The 14,619-nt window shown below is 39.7% G+C and carries 14 protein-coding genes; 5 read left to right on the top strand and 9 right to left on the bottom strand.

Features of this window, described 5'->3' with window-relative positions:
- Positions 1 to 13: 13 nt before the first annotated feature.
- From tilS to mdh, 3 genes are all read left to right on the top strand, one after another.
- Positions 14 to 1,420 carry a tRNA lysidine(34) synthetase TilS gene (tilS, locus tag ACOQO5_RS19090; protein ID WP_420583286.1) on the top strand — a complete coding sequence of 469 codons (1,407 nt, stop codon included), beginning with the start codon at positions 14 to 16 and terminating at the stop codon, positions 1,418 to 1,420.
- Complete coding sequence (locus tag ACOQO5_RS19085; RefSeq protein WP_420583285.1) at positions 1,413 to 1,937, top strand: cyclic nucleotide-binding domain-containing protein; 525 nt, start codon at positions 1,413 to 1,415, stop codon at positions 1,935 to 1,937. The genes tilS and ACOQO5_RS19085 overlap by 8 nt, the downstream gene beginning before the upstream one ends.
- 104 nt (positions 1,938 to 2,041) lie before the next feature.
- Positions 2,042 to 2,968 carry a malate dehydrogenase gene (mdh, locus tag ACOQO5_RS19080; RefSeq protein WP_420583284.1) on the top strand — a complete coding sequence of 309 codons (927 nt, stop codon included), beginning with the start codon at positions 2,042 to 2,044 and terminating at the stop codon, positions 2,966 to 2,968.
- A gap of 106 nt (positions 2,969 to 3,074) precedes the next feature.
- On the opposite strand, the gene ACOQO5_RS19075 is transcribed toward mdh, so the two are convergent.
- The 5 genes from ACOQO5_RS19075 to ACOQO5_RS19055 all read right to left on the bottom strand — a co-directional run bounded on the left by ACOQO5_RS19075 (position 3,075) and on the right by ACOQO5_RS19055 (position 8,154).
- Positions 3,075 to 3,785: a membrane or secreted protein gene (locus ACOQO5_RS19075; protein ID WP_420583283.1), complete on the bottom strand. Its 711-nt coding sequence runs from the start codon at positions 3,783 to 3,785 to the stop codon at positions 3,075 to 3,077.
- Between the two features lie 101 nt (positions 3,786 to 3,886).
- Positions 3,887 to 4,714, bottom strand: coding sequence for a DUF3667 domain-containing protein (locus tag ACOQO5_RS19070; RefSeq protein WP_420583282.1), 828 nt, complete (start codon positions 4,712 to 4,714; stop codon positions 3,887 to 3,889).
- A gap of 163 nt (positions 4,715 to 4,877) precedes the next feature.
- A complete protein-coding gene (locus tag ACOQO5_RS19065) occupies positions 4,878 to 5,504 on the bottom strand; it encodes an immunity 49 family protein (RefSeq protein ID WP_420583281.1) in 627 nt (208 codons plus the stop codon).
- A gap of 138 nt (positions 5,505 to 5,642) precedes the next feature.
- Positions 5,643 to 5,942, bottom strand: a complete 300-nt coding sequence (locus ACOQO5_RS19060) for a hypothetical protein (protein ID WP_420583280.1) — start codon at positions 5,940 to 5,942, stop codon at positions 5,643 to 5,645.
- A 139-nt stretch (positions 5,943 to 6,081) separates the two neighbouring features.
- Positions 6,082 to 8,154: a two-component regulator propeller domain-containing protein gene (locus tag ACOQO5_RS19055; protein ID WP_420583279.1), complete on the bottom strand. Its 2,073-nt coding sequence runs from the start codon at positions 8,152 to 8,154 to the stop codon at positions 6,082 to 6,084.
- Positions 8,155 to 8,432: 278 nt separating this feature from the next.
- On the opposite strand from ACOQO5_RS19055, the gene ACOQO5_RS19050 reads away from it, so the two are divergent.
- Positions 8,433 to 9,488 carry an IS110 family transposase gene (locus ACOQO5_RS19050; protein WP_420582795.1) on the top strand — a complete coding sequence of 352 codons (1,056 nt, stop codon included), beginning with the start codon at positions 8,433 to 8,435 and terminating at the stop codon, positions 9,486 to 9,488.
- Positions 9,489 to 9,872: 384 nt separating this feature from the next.
- Here ACOQO5_RS19050 and ACOQO5_RS19045 read toward each other — a convergent pair whose 3' ends face one another.
- From ACOQO5_RS19045 to ACOQO5_RS19035, 3 genes are all read right to left on the bottom strand, one after another.
- The gene (locus tag ACOQO5_RS19045) at positions 9,873 to 10,757 is read right to left on the bottom strand and encodes a hypothetical protein (protein ID WP_420583278.1); all 885 of its coding nucleotides are present in this window, start codon (positions 10,755 to 10,757) and stop codon (positions 9,873 to 9,875) included.
- Positions 10,758 to 10,992: 235 nt separating this feature from the next.
- Positions 10,993 to 11,484 carry a hypothetical protein gene (locus ACOQO5_RS19040; RefSeq protein WP_420583277.1) on the bottom strand — a complete coding sequence of 164 codons (492 nt, stop codon included), beginning with the start codon at positions 11,482 to 11,484 and terminating at the stop codon, positions 10,993 to 10,995.
- Positions 11,485 to 11,736: 252 nt separating this feature from the next.
- Positions 11,737 to 12,249, bottom strand: coding sequence for a hypothetical protein (locus tag ACOQO5_RS19035; RefSeq protein WP_420583276.1), 513 nt, complete (start codon positions 12,247 to 12,249; stop codon positions 11,737 to 11,739).
- Positions 12,250 to 12,545: 296 nt separating this feature from the next.
- Between ACOQO5_RS19035 and ACOQO5_RS19030 the strand changes: the two genes are divergently transcribed.
- Positions 12,546 to 13,601 carry an IS110 family transposase gene (locus ACOQO5_RS19030; RefSeq protein WP_420582795.1) on the top strand — a complete coding sequence of 352 codons (1,056 nt, stop codon included), beginning with the start codon at positions 12,546 to 12,548 and terminating at the stop codon, positions 13,599 to 13,601.
- A gap of 372 nt (positions 13,602 to 13,973) precedes the next feature.
- On the opposite strand, the gene ACOQO5_RS19025 is transcribed toward ACOQO5_RS19030, so the two are convergent.
- Positions 13,974 to 14,405 carry a hypothetical protein gene (locus ACOQO5_RS19025; protein WP_420583275.1) on the bottom strand — a complete coding sequence of 144 codons (432 nt, stop codon included), beginning with the start codon at positions 14,403 to 14,405 and terminating at the stop codon, positions 13,974 to 13,976.
- Positions 14,406 to 14,619: the final 214 nt, after the last annotated feature.

The following is a 14,619-nucleotide window of genomic DNA, read 5'->3' as shown; positions in this document are numbered from 1 at the left end:
TCAAACAAATCAGATGCCAAATGAACACATGTTCATTCGCTTCCCAAAAGAAAAAAAACTAAGTTTGATCAAAAATTATACGGTGAGCACACTATTAAATCAAGTCAAGCAACACATCAATAAAAACAGTCTTTTTCAGTCAGATGATAAGCTGTTGGTTGCATTGAGTGGGGGCGTCGATTCGATGGTGTTAACTCACATACTTTTTCAGCTAGATTATCATATTGGTGTGGCTCATTGCAATTTTCAACTCAGGGGACAGGAATCAGATACTGACGCGGAGTTTGTAGAAGCATTCGCCAAAATGCATAAGATACCATTCTACACTAAAGCTTTTAATACGAAAAGCTTTGCTCAGGAACAAAAAATCTCCACTCAACTTGCAGCAAGAGATTTAAGATACAACTGGTTTGATGAAGTGATGAAGGATCAGGCTTACGATTATCTAGTTACAGCTCACCATGCCAATGACCAGGTAGAAACTATGCTCTATAATCTAACCAAAGGCACTGGCATTGCAGGGCTCAGAGGCATTCCACTCAAAAACGATCAAATCCGAAGGCCATTACTCTCAGCTTCTAAAGCAGATATAGAAATCTATGCTCAAGAGCATCAGCTTCAATGGCGCGAAGATATTTCCAATCGAGATGACAAATACAGCAGGAATCGCATACGCTTACATGTAATTCCTGAACTCAAACAACTAAACCCAGGACTCGAGCAGACCCTATCAAATAACAGCAAACGATTTGAAGCCTTAGAAAGGCTACTCCTACATCAAACCAATGACATACGATCGAAATTTTTATCCAAACACCAAGACTATAATACCTTGCAGTTGTCTTGGTATGATAAAGATACAGGTGGGTTGGCCATTCTTATAGAATTATTAAAACCATTTGGCTTTAATTTAGATCAATGCTTCTCTATTGCTGATGGTTTTTCCAATATTTCTGGCAAACAATTCTACTCTTCTGACCATGTATTAACTGTAGATCGAGACAAACTTCAGATCGGTCCAAAGGAAGAAGAAAAAGAATACCAATTGATGGTTGAAGATTCTGACCATTTAATTTCAACTCCTTGGGCTGATTTCGCCATCGAAAACATTACTTCTCAAACCGAATGGCCCAAGAACAATCTGACTGCTTGTCTGGACGCTGATTTGGTGCAATTTCCATTGAAAGTGAGAAATTGGACTCAAGGTGATAGCTTCTACCCCTTGGGAATGAAGGGCAAAAAAAAGCTAAGCGATTTTATGATTGATGAGAAAATTCCCGTAAACTTGAAATCAAGGGTATTGCTGTTTGAATCTAATCAAGACATCATCTGGGTAGCAGGCTATAGAATTGACGATCGATATAAAATTACTTCAAACACCAAACGCCTTTTGCTCATAAAAATGACCGATCATGTTTAATCCATTCAAGAAAAAATACAGCAAAGAAGAACTTGATCTTATCGCATTTATGGCGCAGACCAGGCACTTTGAAAAATTGGATGAAGATGAATTGGCTTTGTTTCTCCCCAGCATGTATCTACGAACCTACCAGCAAGACGAAGTTGTTTTCTTTTCTGGAGACCCGAGTCATGCACTATATGTGATCAAGAGAGGATCTGTCTCACTTTCCATAGATGTGAATGACAAATTTGAGCAACTAGCTGAAACTTATAGAGGGGGTATATTCGGTGACAATAGTCTAATCGAAGATGCCAAAAGAATTTATACCACAGTGATTACCTCTGAGAAAGCTCAACTCTATGTAATCCCTCAAATCAACATACTAGAAATTTTTCAGTCACACCCTGAAGTAAAGGCCAAAATGATGAGCGCGTTCTCTGAAATCTACAACGAGTACACGACACAACTTTTCAAAACATACAAGTCGCACTTTGGCTTTTTCGAACTAAGCAAAGTCTATCAGGGGAAAATCTAACCTTCTTCTAAGAAATCATTTCAATATTCCCAATTAGCCCAATATTTGGCTATTTTTGCGGCACGAAATGATCCCTAATTTAGAATTATAAAAATACAAACAAGATGAAAGTAACCGTAGTAGGTGCCGGAAATGTAGGCGCCAGCGTAGCCGAGTACATCGCTATGAGAGAAATAGCCGATGAAGTAGTAATCCTTGACATCAAAGAAGGTTTTGCCGAAGGTAAGGCCATGGATTTGAATCAATGCGCAACCCTAAATGGATTCAACGCAAAAGTAACTGGAACTACGGGAGATTATTCTAAAACAGCAGGATCTTCAGTAGTAGTGATCACTTCTGGTATTCCAAGAAAACCAGGAATGACAAGAGAAGAATTGATCGGTACCAATGCAGGTATTGTGAAGTCCGTAACTGAAAACCTAGTGAAGCACTCTCCTGATGCAACATTGGTAGTAATCTCCAATCCAATGGATACCATGACATACTTGTCAGTGAAAACCAGTGGATTGGCCAAAAACAAAGTTATTGGTATGGGTGGTGCTTTGGATAGCGCAAGATTCAAGTACAGATTATCTGAAGCATTGGAGTGCAACCCTAATGACGTAAAAGGAATGGTAATCGGAGGACATGGTGATACTACTATGATTCCTTTGACCAGACTAGCGTCTTACAACTCTACTCCTGCTTCTGACTACATTTCTGCAGAAAGAATGGAAAAAGTATCTGCTGACACTATGGTGGGTGGTGCTACTTTGACTGGATTATTAGGAACTTCTGCATGGTATGCCCCTGGTGCTGCTGGCGCTGAGGTAGTAGAAGCTATCGTAAGAGACAAAAAAGTAATGATTCCTTGCTCTGTGTACCTGGAAGGTGAGTATGGACAAAATGATATCTGTATCGGAGTACCTGTAATTTTAGGTAAAAATGGAATCGAGAAAATTGTTGAGCTAGATTTGAATGACGACGAAAAAGCGAAGTTTGAAGCTAGTGCCGAAGCGGTAAGAAAAATGAACACTGCTTTGGAATTGTAATCCCTCAAGGGCCTCAGGGTGACAATTTCATTTCTCCGAGGAAAAACTTACTCCCACTTGATTAGATCAAGTGGGAGTTTTTTATTTATAGGATCATTGACAGGAATCACTCCCTTACACTCCAAATTTCATGAATGGGATTTCCCTTACTTGATAGTCCTTTGTGGTGCCAATTTCCATCTATCAGTTCGTAGTCAAACTTCAAGCTGAGACCTGTTTTGGAGTCGTCGCGCGAAAAGAACTCAATATTCTCTGTGTAAACTCCGCCCTCCGTAGAGTATGTACCTCCACCCGTTCCTTTAAACTCTTTGGTTTCTGTGTCATAGGCGATCCACTGAAAACGGGTGCCTGACAAAATCTTCATGGTCTTTCTTGATCGTGTGGTATCGCGCTGCAGCATTTTGCCATCTCGCACTCTGCCAGACATGAGCCAGGCACCCTGGAGGGCTCCTGGACTGCTGTCGTCAATTCTCTTGAATTTGACATCACTTCCTACTACTTGAATAGTATTATCTGTCAGTTTTACTTCGAAAACGGATTGAGTCCCCACCTTCTCGGCATTATCCGTATGAAATTCTACCTTCTCGGTCATCACATTTCCATCTAGTTTCCATGTACCACCGTTGGTATGTACGAATTTTCCAGACTCAACTTCATAGACACTCAAGACTTGATAATAGTCAGCAAATATGACTATGTTCCTATGTTGTACTCCAGTTTCAGTGGTCGTGAGTGCTTCCCAAGCTCCAATCGGGCTTTGTGCCTTCATCCCTAGGGTTACAGAAATCAAAATAAGAGTAGTTATAATTTTTGACATAAAAAGCGACAATTATGTTTGACAAATGTTTCTTTCCCTAATTTAATATTCTCTTTCCTTTTTATTTTTAGTGAGCGCCGTTGGTTTCAAGTTGAATCCATTCATGTCATCCAAAAAGTAGTAAAGAATACAATACTCCGATAGATGAATTGTGCAACCATCCCTCCTACCATGATGAGCAATCCACTCCAAACGGCATGCATCCATTTCACCTGAGTAAAGCGCCGAAAACTGACAATCGCAAAAAACAAAGGGAGTATCATCATAAAAGTTGGCATCCAAAACACCCAGGGACCTACTGAAGAGCCAAGCCACTGATTCACAACGATATAATAACCTTTAGCCGTAAAAACACCTACCACGATGCACAGCAAAAAGACCGTAAAAAAATGCATGCTAAAAATAAGACTGTCGAAATAATATTTGCGTTTACGAATGGCTAACAAGTAGACGAAAAATGCCATCAAAGGCACATTCAAAATCATGATAGTTTTCGATATATTGTCAGAAGCTTGGTTGTATACCTCAGCATAATCCTCCATCTCCATATTTTCTTCAGTGAGCCTATCCTCAACCATCCGAGTGGCAATAGCACCATGGGTAGGCTGTTTGATCTGATCGGACAAGGGGAGTGAATAGTCCGTAAGTGGGGAAATGAAAAAGTACAGCACATTGACGAACAAAAACAAAGTGACCGGAGGCATAAACTTACGCCGCTTGCCTTCCAGAAACTCATACGTCATTACCCCAGGCTTGAAGACGAGATACCTATAGCTCACCCAAATCCGATTGTCTACAAAGAAAAGATTGTTGATAAGATCCCCAAATAAATGTTTGAGCGATCGATCGCCTCCCTTGAGTCGTTGGCCACATTCAGCACAGAAGTTTCCTTCTAATGGGGTCCCACAGTTCAAACATTCATCTGCCATTTGACTTGCTTAGGTTTATGTATCGTAAACATAATGGATTTGGCTGAATTGTGGGTGATAGGGGTTTAACGACCAACTAAAATGAGTAAACGCCCCAGTTGCTAGAGCCTTGAGGCTTCCGATTTCTGATGTTCTTTCAAATAGCTCAGTTCGTATATTCATTTTAGTGTTTGTTAGCGGTTTTTTTCTTGAATCGGAAGTATTTCATGAATTGATAATTATTAATTCCATCGCGGATTTGCAAATAACCAATCAACATAAAAGTCAATACTATAAAATATTTCCACCATCCGTTTTCGGCTAATGATAATAACGCTACTAAACCTTTCTGACGAGTTGGCCCACCACTTTCATCAAAAAGAGAAGCCATCTGGCTAAAACCATTTAATAACAAAGTCACTCCGATGGCTATAGAAATAGCTCCTGAAAAGATTTCTTCATGCCACTTCAATACTCTTGACTTGCCTTTCTGTCTAATCTGTAAAAAATTGAACTTGTCACTATATTTTGCATTTGGTGAAATAGGCAGTAGTGTAGATGGCACGAGAGGATTGTTTATCTCTACTTTTAATCCTTTAAGCCACGCCAGTTTTGAATATCCTATAGCGGGGTGAGAGATGAATTCACCTATCAAAGGCATGTATTGATTTCTATGGTTGTGCCGTCTTGGGGTAAGAAGCTCATTAATTGCTAATTCGCAACCTGTCTTATCTCTATTAATCAAGGATCTAAAAAAAAGAACATCAGGTTTAATTGTGGAATGTGCTTTCTTCTGACTCAGTTGATCCAATACATTTATATATTCATGATTTAACTCGTCCTTTATTGCTAATTGAATTGCATAAATAATTGAACCCTTTTCAGTAATTCTATCATATCCATCTTGGGTGAAACCTGCATACCTTTTTATAAGGTTAATATTATCACTTTACAATGCATAGCTTATATGTGCCATTCCGTATTCTAGAATACGTCCTTTGTACTTGTTAATAACTATTTCATCAAGCATCCCGCATTCAAATAAATACTGTTTTGTTAACTCTATATTTTTATCAATAAAATAAGCCTTTAGAGATAACATTTCGTATTCATACCACTTAGAGGATAAGAACGACTCAATGTTTGTATGCCCTTTTCGAATGTTTTCTTTAATTTTTCTATCATCAATAGGATTATCACAGGTATTGATTAACCATTCTTCTTTTGTGATATTTCTTTTCTCAACCATGCAGATATCCTAATAATCGATAACGGCCAGCTAAAATCCTTAGGCTTGTCGCTTGTTAAAAATCATAAAAGTATCTGTTTCAAATGCCTTTTGAAAGTAGCTGATTAGCCTATGGATTTTTAGCATTTGTTGGCAAGCGTTATTTTTTCAACACTTTGATTTTACCTAGTTGCTTGTCAGGAGTATTGATATTTAAGAAATATAAGCCTTTTGGTTGGGACAACTTTACACCGATCTCTTGAAGGTTACTAAATTTTTCCGTGGAAACTTTTTCACCTGTCTGATTATAGATATTAATTGAAACATCTGGGTATCTTTTATCTAATGAAAGGGTGAATTGACCTGATGATGGATTAGGGTAAGCTTTGATAGTAGTATTCTTGTTGAATGCTACCACATCAGTTGTAATATCAAAAATAATTTCGGTGATTCCCTGGTTTGTACATGCATAAAGATTACCATTATCTGCGTAATAGACAGAATTAACAATATTCGAGCTCAAACCATTTTCAACGGTGTATTGCGACCACTCCCCATTATGTTTTAATAGTCCATTATTTGTTGCAAACCAAAGCTGATTGTCGTTGTCACAAGTACCTCCGTTGATCAGGCCCCCAGAGTAAAAAGACTCCCAGCTACTATCTTTGAAGATCAGAATTCTGTCGCCTCCGTAGGCATAAAGCTCTCCATTTTTATCCTCAAGAAATCCCAAGATGGATGCTGTCGAAACAAAATCTTCTCCGCTCATGTAATGCTGAAAACTTTGTTTTTCATACACACTTATGCCAGATCTGCTGCCAATCCAGACCCTTCCCTTTGAGTCTTCATAGAGAGCTTCAACATATTTAGATTGAAAACCGCTATTTTGAGCATGATGTGTCCAGGTTGTACCATCATACATTAATAAATAGTTAAAACCAGCAAACCAGAGGTTGTCATTTGCATCTTGCAAAACGTCAATGATCCAGCCAGCAAACATGCCATTAACTTCAGAATTAAAGACTTCCCAAGTAGAATTACTCTTTTTGAAAATACCGTTTACAGTCCCAAACCATAAATCTCCGTTTTTGTCTTGCAAACCTCTTTTTACCCACTCAATATTGTTTCCATCCGTGGTAAGCTGGTAATTGAGCCAAGAAGAATCGTCATATTTGCTTATTCCCCCTTGGGTGCAGAACCACAAGTCTTTATTGGTATCCTCAAAGACCGAGTTGACATCATTATTGATTAGTCCATTGTCATTTGGTGAGTAGGAGGTCCAAGCTTCATTTGCATATCTTGCGACCCCACCTTCGGTCCCTACCCAAACAGCATCATTTTGCACAAAACTGGTGAATACATTGTTATGAGGGATTCCATCCCCAGTAGTAAAAGAACTGAATGTACTTCCGTTCAGAATTGTAAACCCTTTAGAGGTTGAGAAAAATATTTGACCTTTGTCGTCACCGTGAATATCCCAAACAAGCCCAAAATTATCCGTTTCTGAGATTTCAACCGTGCTCCAGGAGCCGTTGTACTTGTAATTTTGATCAGCAGCCACCCAAATATTTCCTGAGTCATCTATATAAATATCTCTGACATTGTCTGAAGAATTGGTTTCCCAACTAAAAGGTACTATTTCATCATTTTGCAGTAGATAAACTCCAGCCCCAGCAGTGCCAATCCATATGTCGCCATTGTTGTCTTGTGCAATTGAATTAATGCCAATATTGGGCAACCCTTCGGTGATGGAATAGGTGACCCAAGTTTCACCGTCATATTTACTAATACCACCGTTGTTTGAAAAACCTGTCGCGAACCATACATGACCATTTTGGTCGACCATGATGTCATTCACTTTGTCAGAAAATAGACCATCTTGTTCTCGGAAATGTGTAAAATCACTGCCATTATACATACTTACACCAGCATGATAGCTTCCATAACTTATCCAAATATTGTTATTGCTGTCCATAGAAATATCGCCAACTTCGTCCACTGTCAATCCGTCAAGTGAAGTTATTGAATTCCAGGTCCCCCCATCAAACTGGTTTATTCCATATGCTGAACCAACCCAAAGGATATCAACGGCATCATTTAAGAAACAATAGATGTAGCCGCCTACAATTCCATTTTCACCTGTGTTTGATGTATTGTATTGAATCCATGTATGTTGTCCTGTTGCCTTGAAACATGAAATCACAACAAAAATTAAAGGCAGGAGTTTTTTCATAATTGATTTTGAAAATAGTTCTTTTTTATTGAGTTCACCATGATTGCCAACGCCTGTCTATGTACCGTGGCGTTTGATTGATTTAATGTTTCGGACACAAAGTAGGGAAAATCTTCGATTTTTTCATGACCTTGTTTTCGACTACATGGAAAAATCGGAGATTTTTCCCGGTGCAGCCAGAATGCAAAAAAGCCTCGGGCTTCTCAGAACCACCATGGGATATAGTTCCCATGATATAACCCAATGGCGTTAATACTAAAAACCAAAGGATTTATATCATGGATGATTTAAGTAAATACAATTTATTCATTGGCATTGATGTTCACAAGCGAAACTGGTCTGTCAGTATATTTTCAGCCAGTATTCATCATCGAACTTTTAGTCAACCACCCCATCCAGAAGCACTGAAGTCCTATATTGACAAACATTTTAAGGAAGCTAGAGTGATTTGTGCCTATGAGGCATCAAAGCTTGGTTTTTGGATTTTCAGGGTATTGGAGCGTTATGGTTATCGGTGTTTGGTGGTCAATCCAGCAGATATTCCCACCACTAATAAGGAAAGTAGTGAAAAGACAGATCCGGTGGATAGTCGTAAAATAGCCAAGGCACTCAGAGCTGGTTTACTTCGTGGGATCTACGTTCCTCAGGTGGATACCGAAGGGGACCGACAGTTGTTTCGATATCGTAAGAAGTTATGGGGTGATTTGGTAAGAATAAAGAATCGCATTAAGGATAAGTTCTTGTTCGCAGGTATAGACTTACCAAAAGCATACGACAATGCTTATTGGAGTAAACCATTTTTGGCTTGGATTCCTACCGTACAATTTGAGTCTGAAAGCACCAAATTGACTGTTGATTTTCTTTTAGAACAATATCACTTTGTCTACGCTCATTTTCTGAAAACATCAATAGCTGTTCGACGACTACAAAGGCAGGCCAAGTACAAGACAAGAGCAAAACTACTACGAGGAATTCCAGGGATTGGTCCCTTGACTACCGTTCAGCTATTGACTGAAATAGAGGACATCAACCGCTACCCCAACTTCAAACATTTCAATGGATTTGTCGGCTTAAAGCCAATGACGCATTCAAGTGGTGAACGGGACTTAAAAGGCTACATGACTTACCGTCGGCACAATGCCTTGCGTAGCTCATTGATTGAATGCGCCTGGAGCAGTGTGCAAAAGGATCCGGCGATGCTCATACGTTATGAGCAGCTGCTGCAAAACCACACCAAAAAGCGGGCGATCGTAATCATAGCCAGAAAATTATTATCAAGAATATATCATGTACTCAAAACAGGAGAAGCCTATGAAGTAGGATTGGTTAAATAAAAGCCAGAAGCTAGTAATAATAAAGTCCACCAAAAGATACACACCTCGACCACTTAACATGGTGTGAGCCCTGAGCTCTTGCTCATAGTATGTGGCGAGGTGTAATTTTCTATCTGATGGGAAGCTGTGACCGACAACTGGATCACTAATGGAAGCATGACTTGTATTATGCTAGACAAAGGAAATTGACAACTCACAATAAGTAAAGGCGTGGGAATTACAACAATACTCACACAGGAAAACTGCGGCCATCCTTGACTTATTGTGATCCGCCAATTGAATCAAAGCCAACATAAAAAAGTCTTTAAAAAAGAAATTGAGAACGAATATTAGTAAATTAGATAGCGATAGGGTTATTCATGGAAGACCTTGTTATCATTTTTTTCAATCCCAAAAGCTTCCGCTAGAAACTAATGAATCTAGTGTTTTCGATTCTCCAAGTTCCTCTGAGAGAATGTCATAAACCTTTTCAAGGTCTGTACTATCTGAGAAATATAGGTGATACAAATATTTCATGTAGAGGCTCTTATTATTCTCATATTCGGTAACCATCACACTTGCATAAACCGAATCACTCAAAGATTGGGCTAACGTCAACTTTCGAAAACTCAGCCAATTTCCAGTTTGATGAGTTGTTGGGATGTCGTATAGATAATATAGCGCTTCTAGAGTATCTCCCTTAAGCAGTTCTTGATCCGAATTATGTATTGCTATGTTGGTTTCCCTTCTATCATTCGAAAAAGCATTATGCTTTGATGCAAGCCTCAGAGAGTTGATGATTTTCTCGCTGTACCATAGATTGTCTCGGAAATTATAACTGTCACTGAGTACAGGTTTTTGGTTCTCTATTTCAATTCTGTATTTGAAAAAGTTGAAATTGTCATTGTAGGTTAAAAGAATCGTAAGTTCAGAATGATGATCTTTATGGTCTAGATTAAAGAATGAAGCTGCTCCATTAGTTGAGTTGATGTGATGAATAATGGAAAGGTTTCCAGTCTTAATTTTTCGCTTAAGATCTTTTTCGAAGATATGTTCAAAGACGCTCTTTTGTGTTCCTGTGATATTAGATACACGGTCTTTGAATGCTTTGTTACTCCAAGTCGAATTGACGATAGAAAAATCAAAATCATTAATGCTTTTGATTAGGTCTTTTGAAAGTCCTACGATCTTTGCCTTGTGTTCGGCAGTTAATGGTTCAGTTTCTGTTTTCTTGTTAGAGCAAGAAGAAATAGCAACAAGAATTAGTAGGAGAGTAGTTATTCTAAGCATTTATTAATGATAACGACCATGTATGGCGAGTGCCCCCGCGGTTTCTAAAAGCAGAAAGATAGCCGAATCGCTCGATACTGCAAAAGCTTGTTTAGCCATTCCTGTTGAGTGATGGAATGCCGGCTGACCCAAATGTCCATTCCACGGCCTTCTACTGACTGCTGAGTGAAGCGGCGGTGCTGTTACCTGCACGCTTTCGTTCGCGCAGCATGGGCATTCGCTATACGCTATGTTATCAGGCTTTTCTTAATTGAGATCTCAAAAATCGCTGCGTATTCAAAAGTTTGAATTCGAAAAACAAAAATGGAAGCAAGGGAATAATGAAATTGATAGTTGCTCTCAATACAGGTTCTTTGTGAGGTTCAAAAAGTTCGAATAAGAGTTCAATAAATGCAAATGGCAAGTAGATGAAGAATAACCCAAAATACAGGAAGTATCTATTCATAGTAATTTCCACTTCAGAGCCTTCCTTTTTATGATATACCTGAATAGTTAAAAAGTGCCAGTGCAATGCTTTTGGGCTGTTGAAAGAGAAACGCCCATAGTCTTTGTAAGTGCCTAAAAAGTTGATATTGGGATCATTGATTACACTGCCCTTCATCATATCTGTTTGGGCTCCAAATTTACTTGTTGACTTTAGGATGTCTTTTGGCTCATACAACTTGAACAGTTTCTGTTTAGTTTCTTCAAAAGAACCGGTTAAAGCAATCGTTAATTTTCTTCTCATTCAGTTATATCCATGCCTGATAACGACCAGCTATCGGGCGTATGTCCACAGCTAGTGAATAGCACGAATCTAGTGAAATCTGCCGAAGCTCACAACGGTTCCAAATGGCACTGCGCTCTGAAAGTCTAAATCTCCTGTGAGCCGAAGTATGTAGAAAGTACTGCCGATTCTCAGCGGCAGATTCACGGTCGAGTTGCACCGAAACCGGCCAGAAAGCACTAAGACATATGCCCGATCAGCGTCTGTTATGCGCTAATTTTCGAAGCGCTGGTATTGAGAAGTTAGCCCGTTCTCACTGGACATTATAAGCAAATCTGGGGTTGGGAGGGATATTCGGCTTGTTTGTTTGCCCCACTCAAAAAAGAGAGTTAGCGAGTCACCATTCAGAATGTAGGGAACAACAGGGTCACCATCAAAATCAGCGATGTAATATTTGTCTTTATCAATTAGAAAAGCTGCGTTCGGGGAACTATGTTCGTTCGCCCAAACCCCAAAAAGTTGAGAGGTATCTACTTGGACGTTCCGAAATACGGGACGGCTTGGTCTACCAGCTGAATCGAAAGTTAAGGGTTCATCGGCTGCAATAAGTTCTTCTTCGGTTTCTTGTTCGGCTGCTGTGGTATCAGTATCCAATGTTGGTTCGGTAGGAGTCGTCTGTTCTACCGTTACTGTATCGATTGGAGTTTCTTCGCTTGAGGTTTTGGAGTTCGGGTTACTGCAAGAGTTCAGAAGACAAAGAATTACAATAATGTTCAAGTACCTCATGTTTTTCCGATTAGCACATTTGCGCATAACGACCATGTATGAGGCGTGTGCTCTCACTTTATGGATAGCACTAAAGTAGTGAAGTCTGCCTGTGCTTCCAAAGTTTGTAGAATGCACTGCGTTCTGAAGAGAAAAAATCCGCGAGCTGAAGTTGCCAAATCGCTGCAAAAATTTCTCGGCGGTAGACTCACGGTCGAGTCCTGGTGCAGCAAGTAGGAAGCACTCAAGCACATGCCTTCATAGTTCCCATGATATAACCCAATGGCGTTAATACTAAAAACCAAAGGATTTATATCATGGATGATTTAAGTAAATACAATTTATTCATTGGCATTGATGTTCACAAGCGAAACTGGTCTGTCAGTATATTTTCAGCCAGTATTCATCATCGAACTTTTAGTCAACCACCCCATCCAGAAGCACTGAAGTCCTATATTGACAAACATTTTAAGGAAGCTAGAGTGATTTGTGCCTATGAGGCATCAAAGCTTGGTTTTTGGATTTTCAGGGTATTGGAGCGTTATGGTTATCGGTGTTTGGTGGTCAATCCAGCAGATATTCCCACCACTAATAAGGAAAGTAGTGAAAAGACAGATCCGGTGGATAGTCGTAAAATAGCCAAGGCACTCAGAGCTGGTTTACTTCGTGGGATCTACGTTCCTCAGGTGGATACCGAAGGGGACCGACAGTTGTTTCGATATCGTAAGAAGTTATGGGGTGATTTGGTAAGAATAAAGAATCGCATTAAGGATAAGTTCTTGTTCGCAGGTATAGACTTACCAAAAGCATACGACAATGCTTATTGGAGTAAACCATTTTTGGCTTGGATTCCTACCGTACAATTTGAGTCTGAAAGCACCAAATTGACTGTTGATTTTCTTTTAGAACAATATCACTTTGTCTACGCTCATTTTCTGAAAACATCAATAGCTGTTCGACGACTACAAAGGCAGGCCAAGTACAAGACAAGAGCAAAACTACTACGAGGAATTCCAGGGATTGGTCCCTTGACTACCGTTCAGCTATTGACTGAAATAGAGGACATCAACCGCTACCCCAACTTCAAACATTTCAATGGATTTGTCGGCTTAAAGCCAATGACGCATTCAAGTGGTGAACGGGACTTAAAAGGCTACATGACTTACCGTCGGCACAATGCCTTGCGTAGCTCATTGATTGAATGCGCCTGGAGCAGTGTGCAAAAGGATCCGGCGATGCTCATACGTTATGAGCAGCTGCTGCAAAACCACACCAAAAAGCGGGCGATCGTAATCATAGCCAGAAAATTATTATCAAGAATATATCATGTACTCAAAACAGGAGAAGCCTATGAAGTAGGATTGGTTAAATAAAAGCCAGAAGCTAGTAATAATAAAGTCCACCAAAAGATACACACCTCGACCACTTAACATGGTGTGAGCCCTGAGCTCTTGCTCATAGTATGTGGCGAGGTGTAATTTTCTATCTGATGGGAAGCTGTGACCGACAACTGGATCACTAATGGAAGCATGACTTGTATTATGCTAGACAAAGGAAATTGACAACTCACAATAAGTAAAGGCGTGGGAATTACAACAATACTCACACAGGAAAACTGCGGCCATCCTTGACTTATTGTGATCCGCCAATTGAATCAAAGCCAACATAAAAAAGTCTTTAAAAAAGAAATTGAGAACGAATATTAGTAAATTAGATAGCGATAGGGTTATTCATGGAACATAATGTTATGTGCCTGATTTGAGGTTGTTGATGAGTTCAGTCCTTGCCTTGTCGTTCACTCCAAATTTGCTCCAAGAGACAATAATGGCATCAAATCCGCCAGACTCGTCTTTTTCTTGTTCAGTTAAGACCACCAGAATGTCAACTATTTGAGAGTTGTTCGAATGATATTCTTTGGCTTCTTCGAAGTATTCCGATTTTGTTCGGATACCATAATGTCTAGGTCCGTGACCCAATGCAAATCCAATTTGTTTTTCAGTGAAGTTAAACTCTGCTCGTTGGCGCTGTTTTTCCAGTTTTTCGTTCAGGAAAGTTGACTCGTAGGAGTTCAGTTCGGGGTTATCGTTCAGTCCCAGGCTGTCCAGGTTCTGGCAAAATGCAAGGTTCGAAAACAGTAGAATGGTTGCTACCAGAAGATTTTTGAGTTGAGTTACCAATTGCTTTAAAGTTAATCTTAAGTGCACTTCTGGCACATAACGATCCAGCTAGCGAGCGTATGCCCCGAGCTGACTAAGTAACCACTAAAATAGCTATACTGCCCAAACCCCACAAACTTTCCGCGAGACGGTGCGATTTGAAAGATTAAACTCCAGAAGCAGGGTAGATGCCACGGGTGATGAAGCTAACAGAATGGGCAGTGTAGCGGGCAAG

It is taken from the genome of Reichenbachiella sp., assembly GCF_965223055.1.
In the GTDB taxonomy this organism is placed as follows: domain Bacteria; phylum Bacteroidota; class Bacteroidia; order Cytophagales; family Cyclobacteriaceae; genus Reichenbachiella.
The sequence above is the reverse complement of the archived record's forward strand: the minus strand, read 5'-3'. Positions and strand labels throughout refer to the sequence as shown.

What these genes read in the sequence shown, in the direction of transcription:
- ACOQO5_RS19075 (WP_420583283.1), bottom strand. Translation starts at nt 3,785, where the DNA reads ATGTCAAAAATTATAACTACTCTTATTTTGATTTCTGTAACCCTAGGG.
- ACOQO5_RS19045 (WP_420583278.1), bottom strand. Translation starts at nt 10,757, where the DNA reads ATGCTTAGAATAACTACTCTCCTACTAATTCTTGTTGCTATTTCTTCT.
- tilS (WP_420583286.1), top strand. Translation starts at nt 14, where the DNA reads ATGCCAAATGAACACATGTTCATTCGCTTCCCAAAAGAAAAAAAACTA.
- ACOQO5_RS19050 (WP_420582795.1), top strand. Translation starts at nt 8,433, where the DNA reads ATGGATGATTTAAGTAAATACAATTTATTCATTGGCATTGATGTTCAC.
- ACOQO5_RS19070 (WP_420583282.1), bottom strand. Translation starts at nt 4,714, where the DNA reads ATGGCAGATGAATGTTTGAACTGTGGGACCCCATTAGAAGGAAACTTC.
- ACOQO5_RS19035 (WP_420583276.1), bottom strand. Translation starts at nt 12,249, where the DNA reads ATGAGGTACTTGAACATTATTGTAATTCTTTGTCTTCTGAACTCTTGC.
- mdh (WP_420583284.1), top strand. Translation starts at nt 2,042, where the DNA reads ATGAAAGTAACCGTAGTAGGTGCCGGAAATGTAGGCGCCAGCGTAGCC.
- ACOQO5_RS19055 (WP_420583279.1), bottom strand. Translation starts at nt 8,154, where the DNA reads ATGAAAAAACTCCTGCCTTTAATTTTTGTTGTGATTTCATGTTTCAAG.
- ACOQO5_RS19085 (WP_420583285.1), top strand. Translation starts at nt 1,413, where the DNA reads ATGTTTAATCCATTCAAGAAAAAATACAGCAAAGAAGAACTTGATCTT.
- ACOQO5_RS19060 (WP_420583280.1), bottom strand. Translation starts at nt 5,942, where the DNA reads ATGGTTGAGAAAAGAAATATCACAAAAGAAGAATGGTTAATCAATACC.
- ACOQO5_RS19040 (WP_420583277.1), bottom strand. Translation starts at nt 11,484, where the DNA reads ATGAGAAGAAAATTAACGATTGCTTTAACCGGTTCTTTTGAAGAAACT.
- ACOQO5_RS19030 (WP_420582795.1), top strand. Translation starts at nt 12,546, where the DNA reads ATGGATGATTTAAGTAAATACAATTTATTCATTGGCATTGATGTTCAC.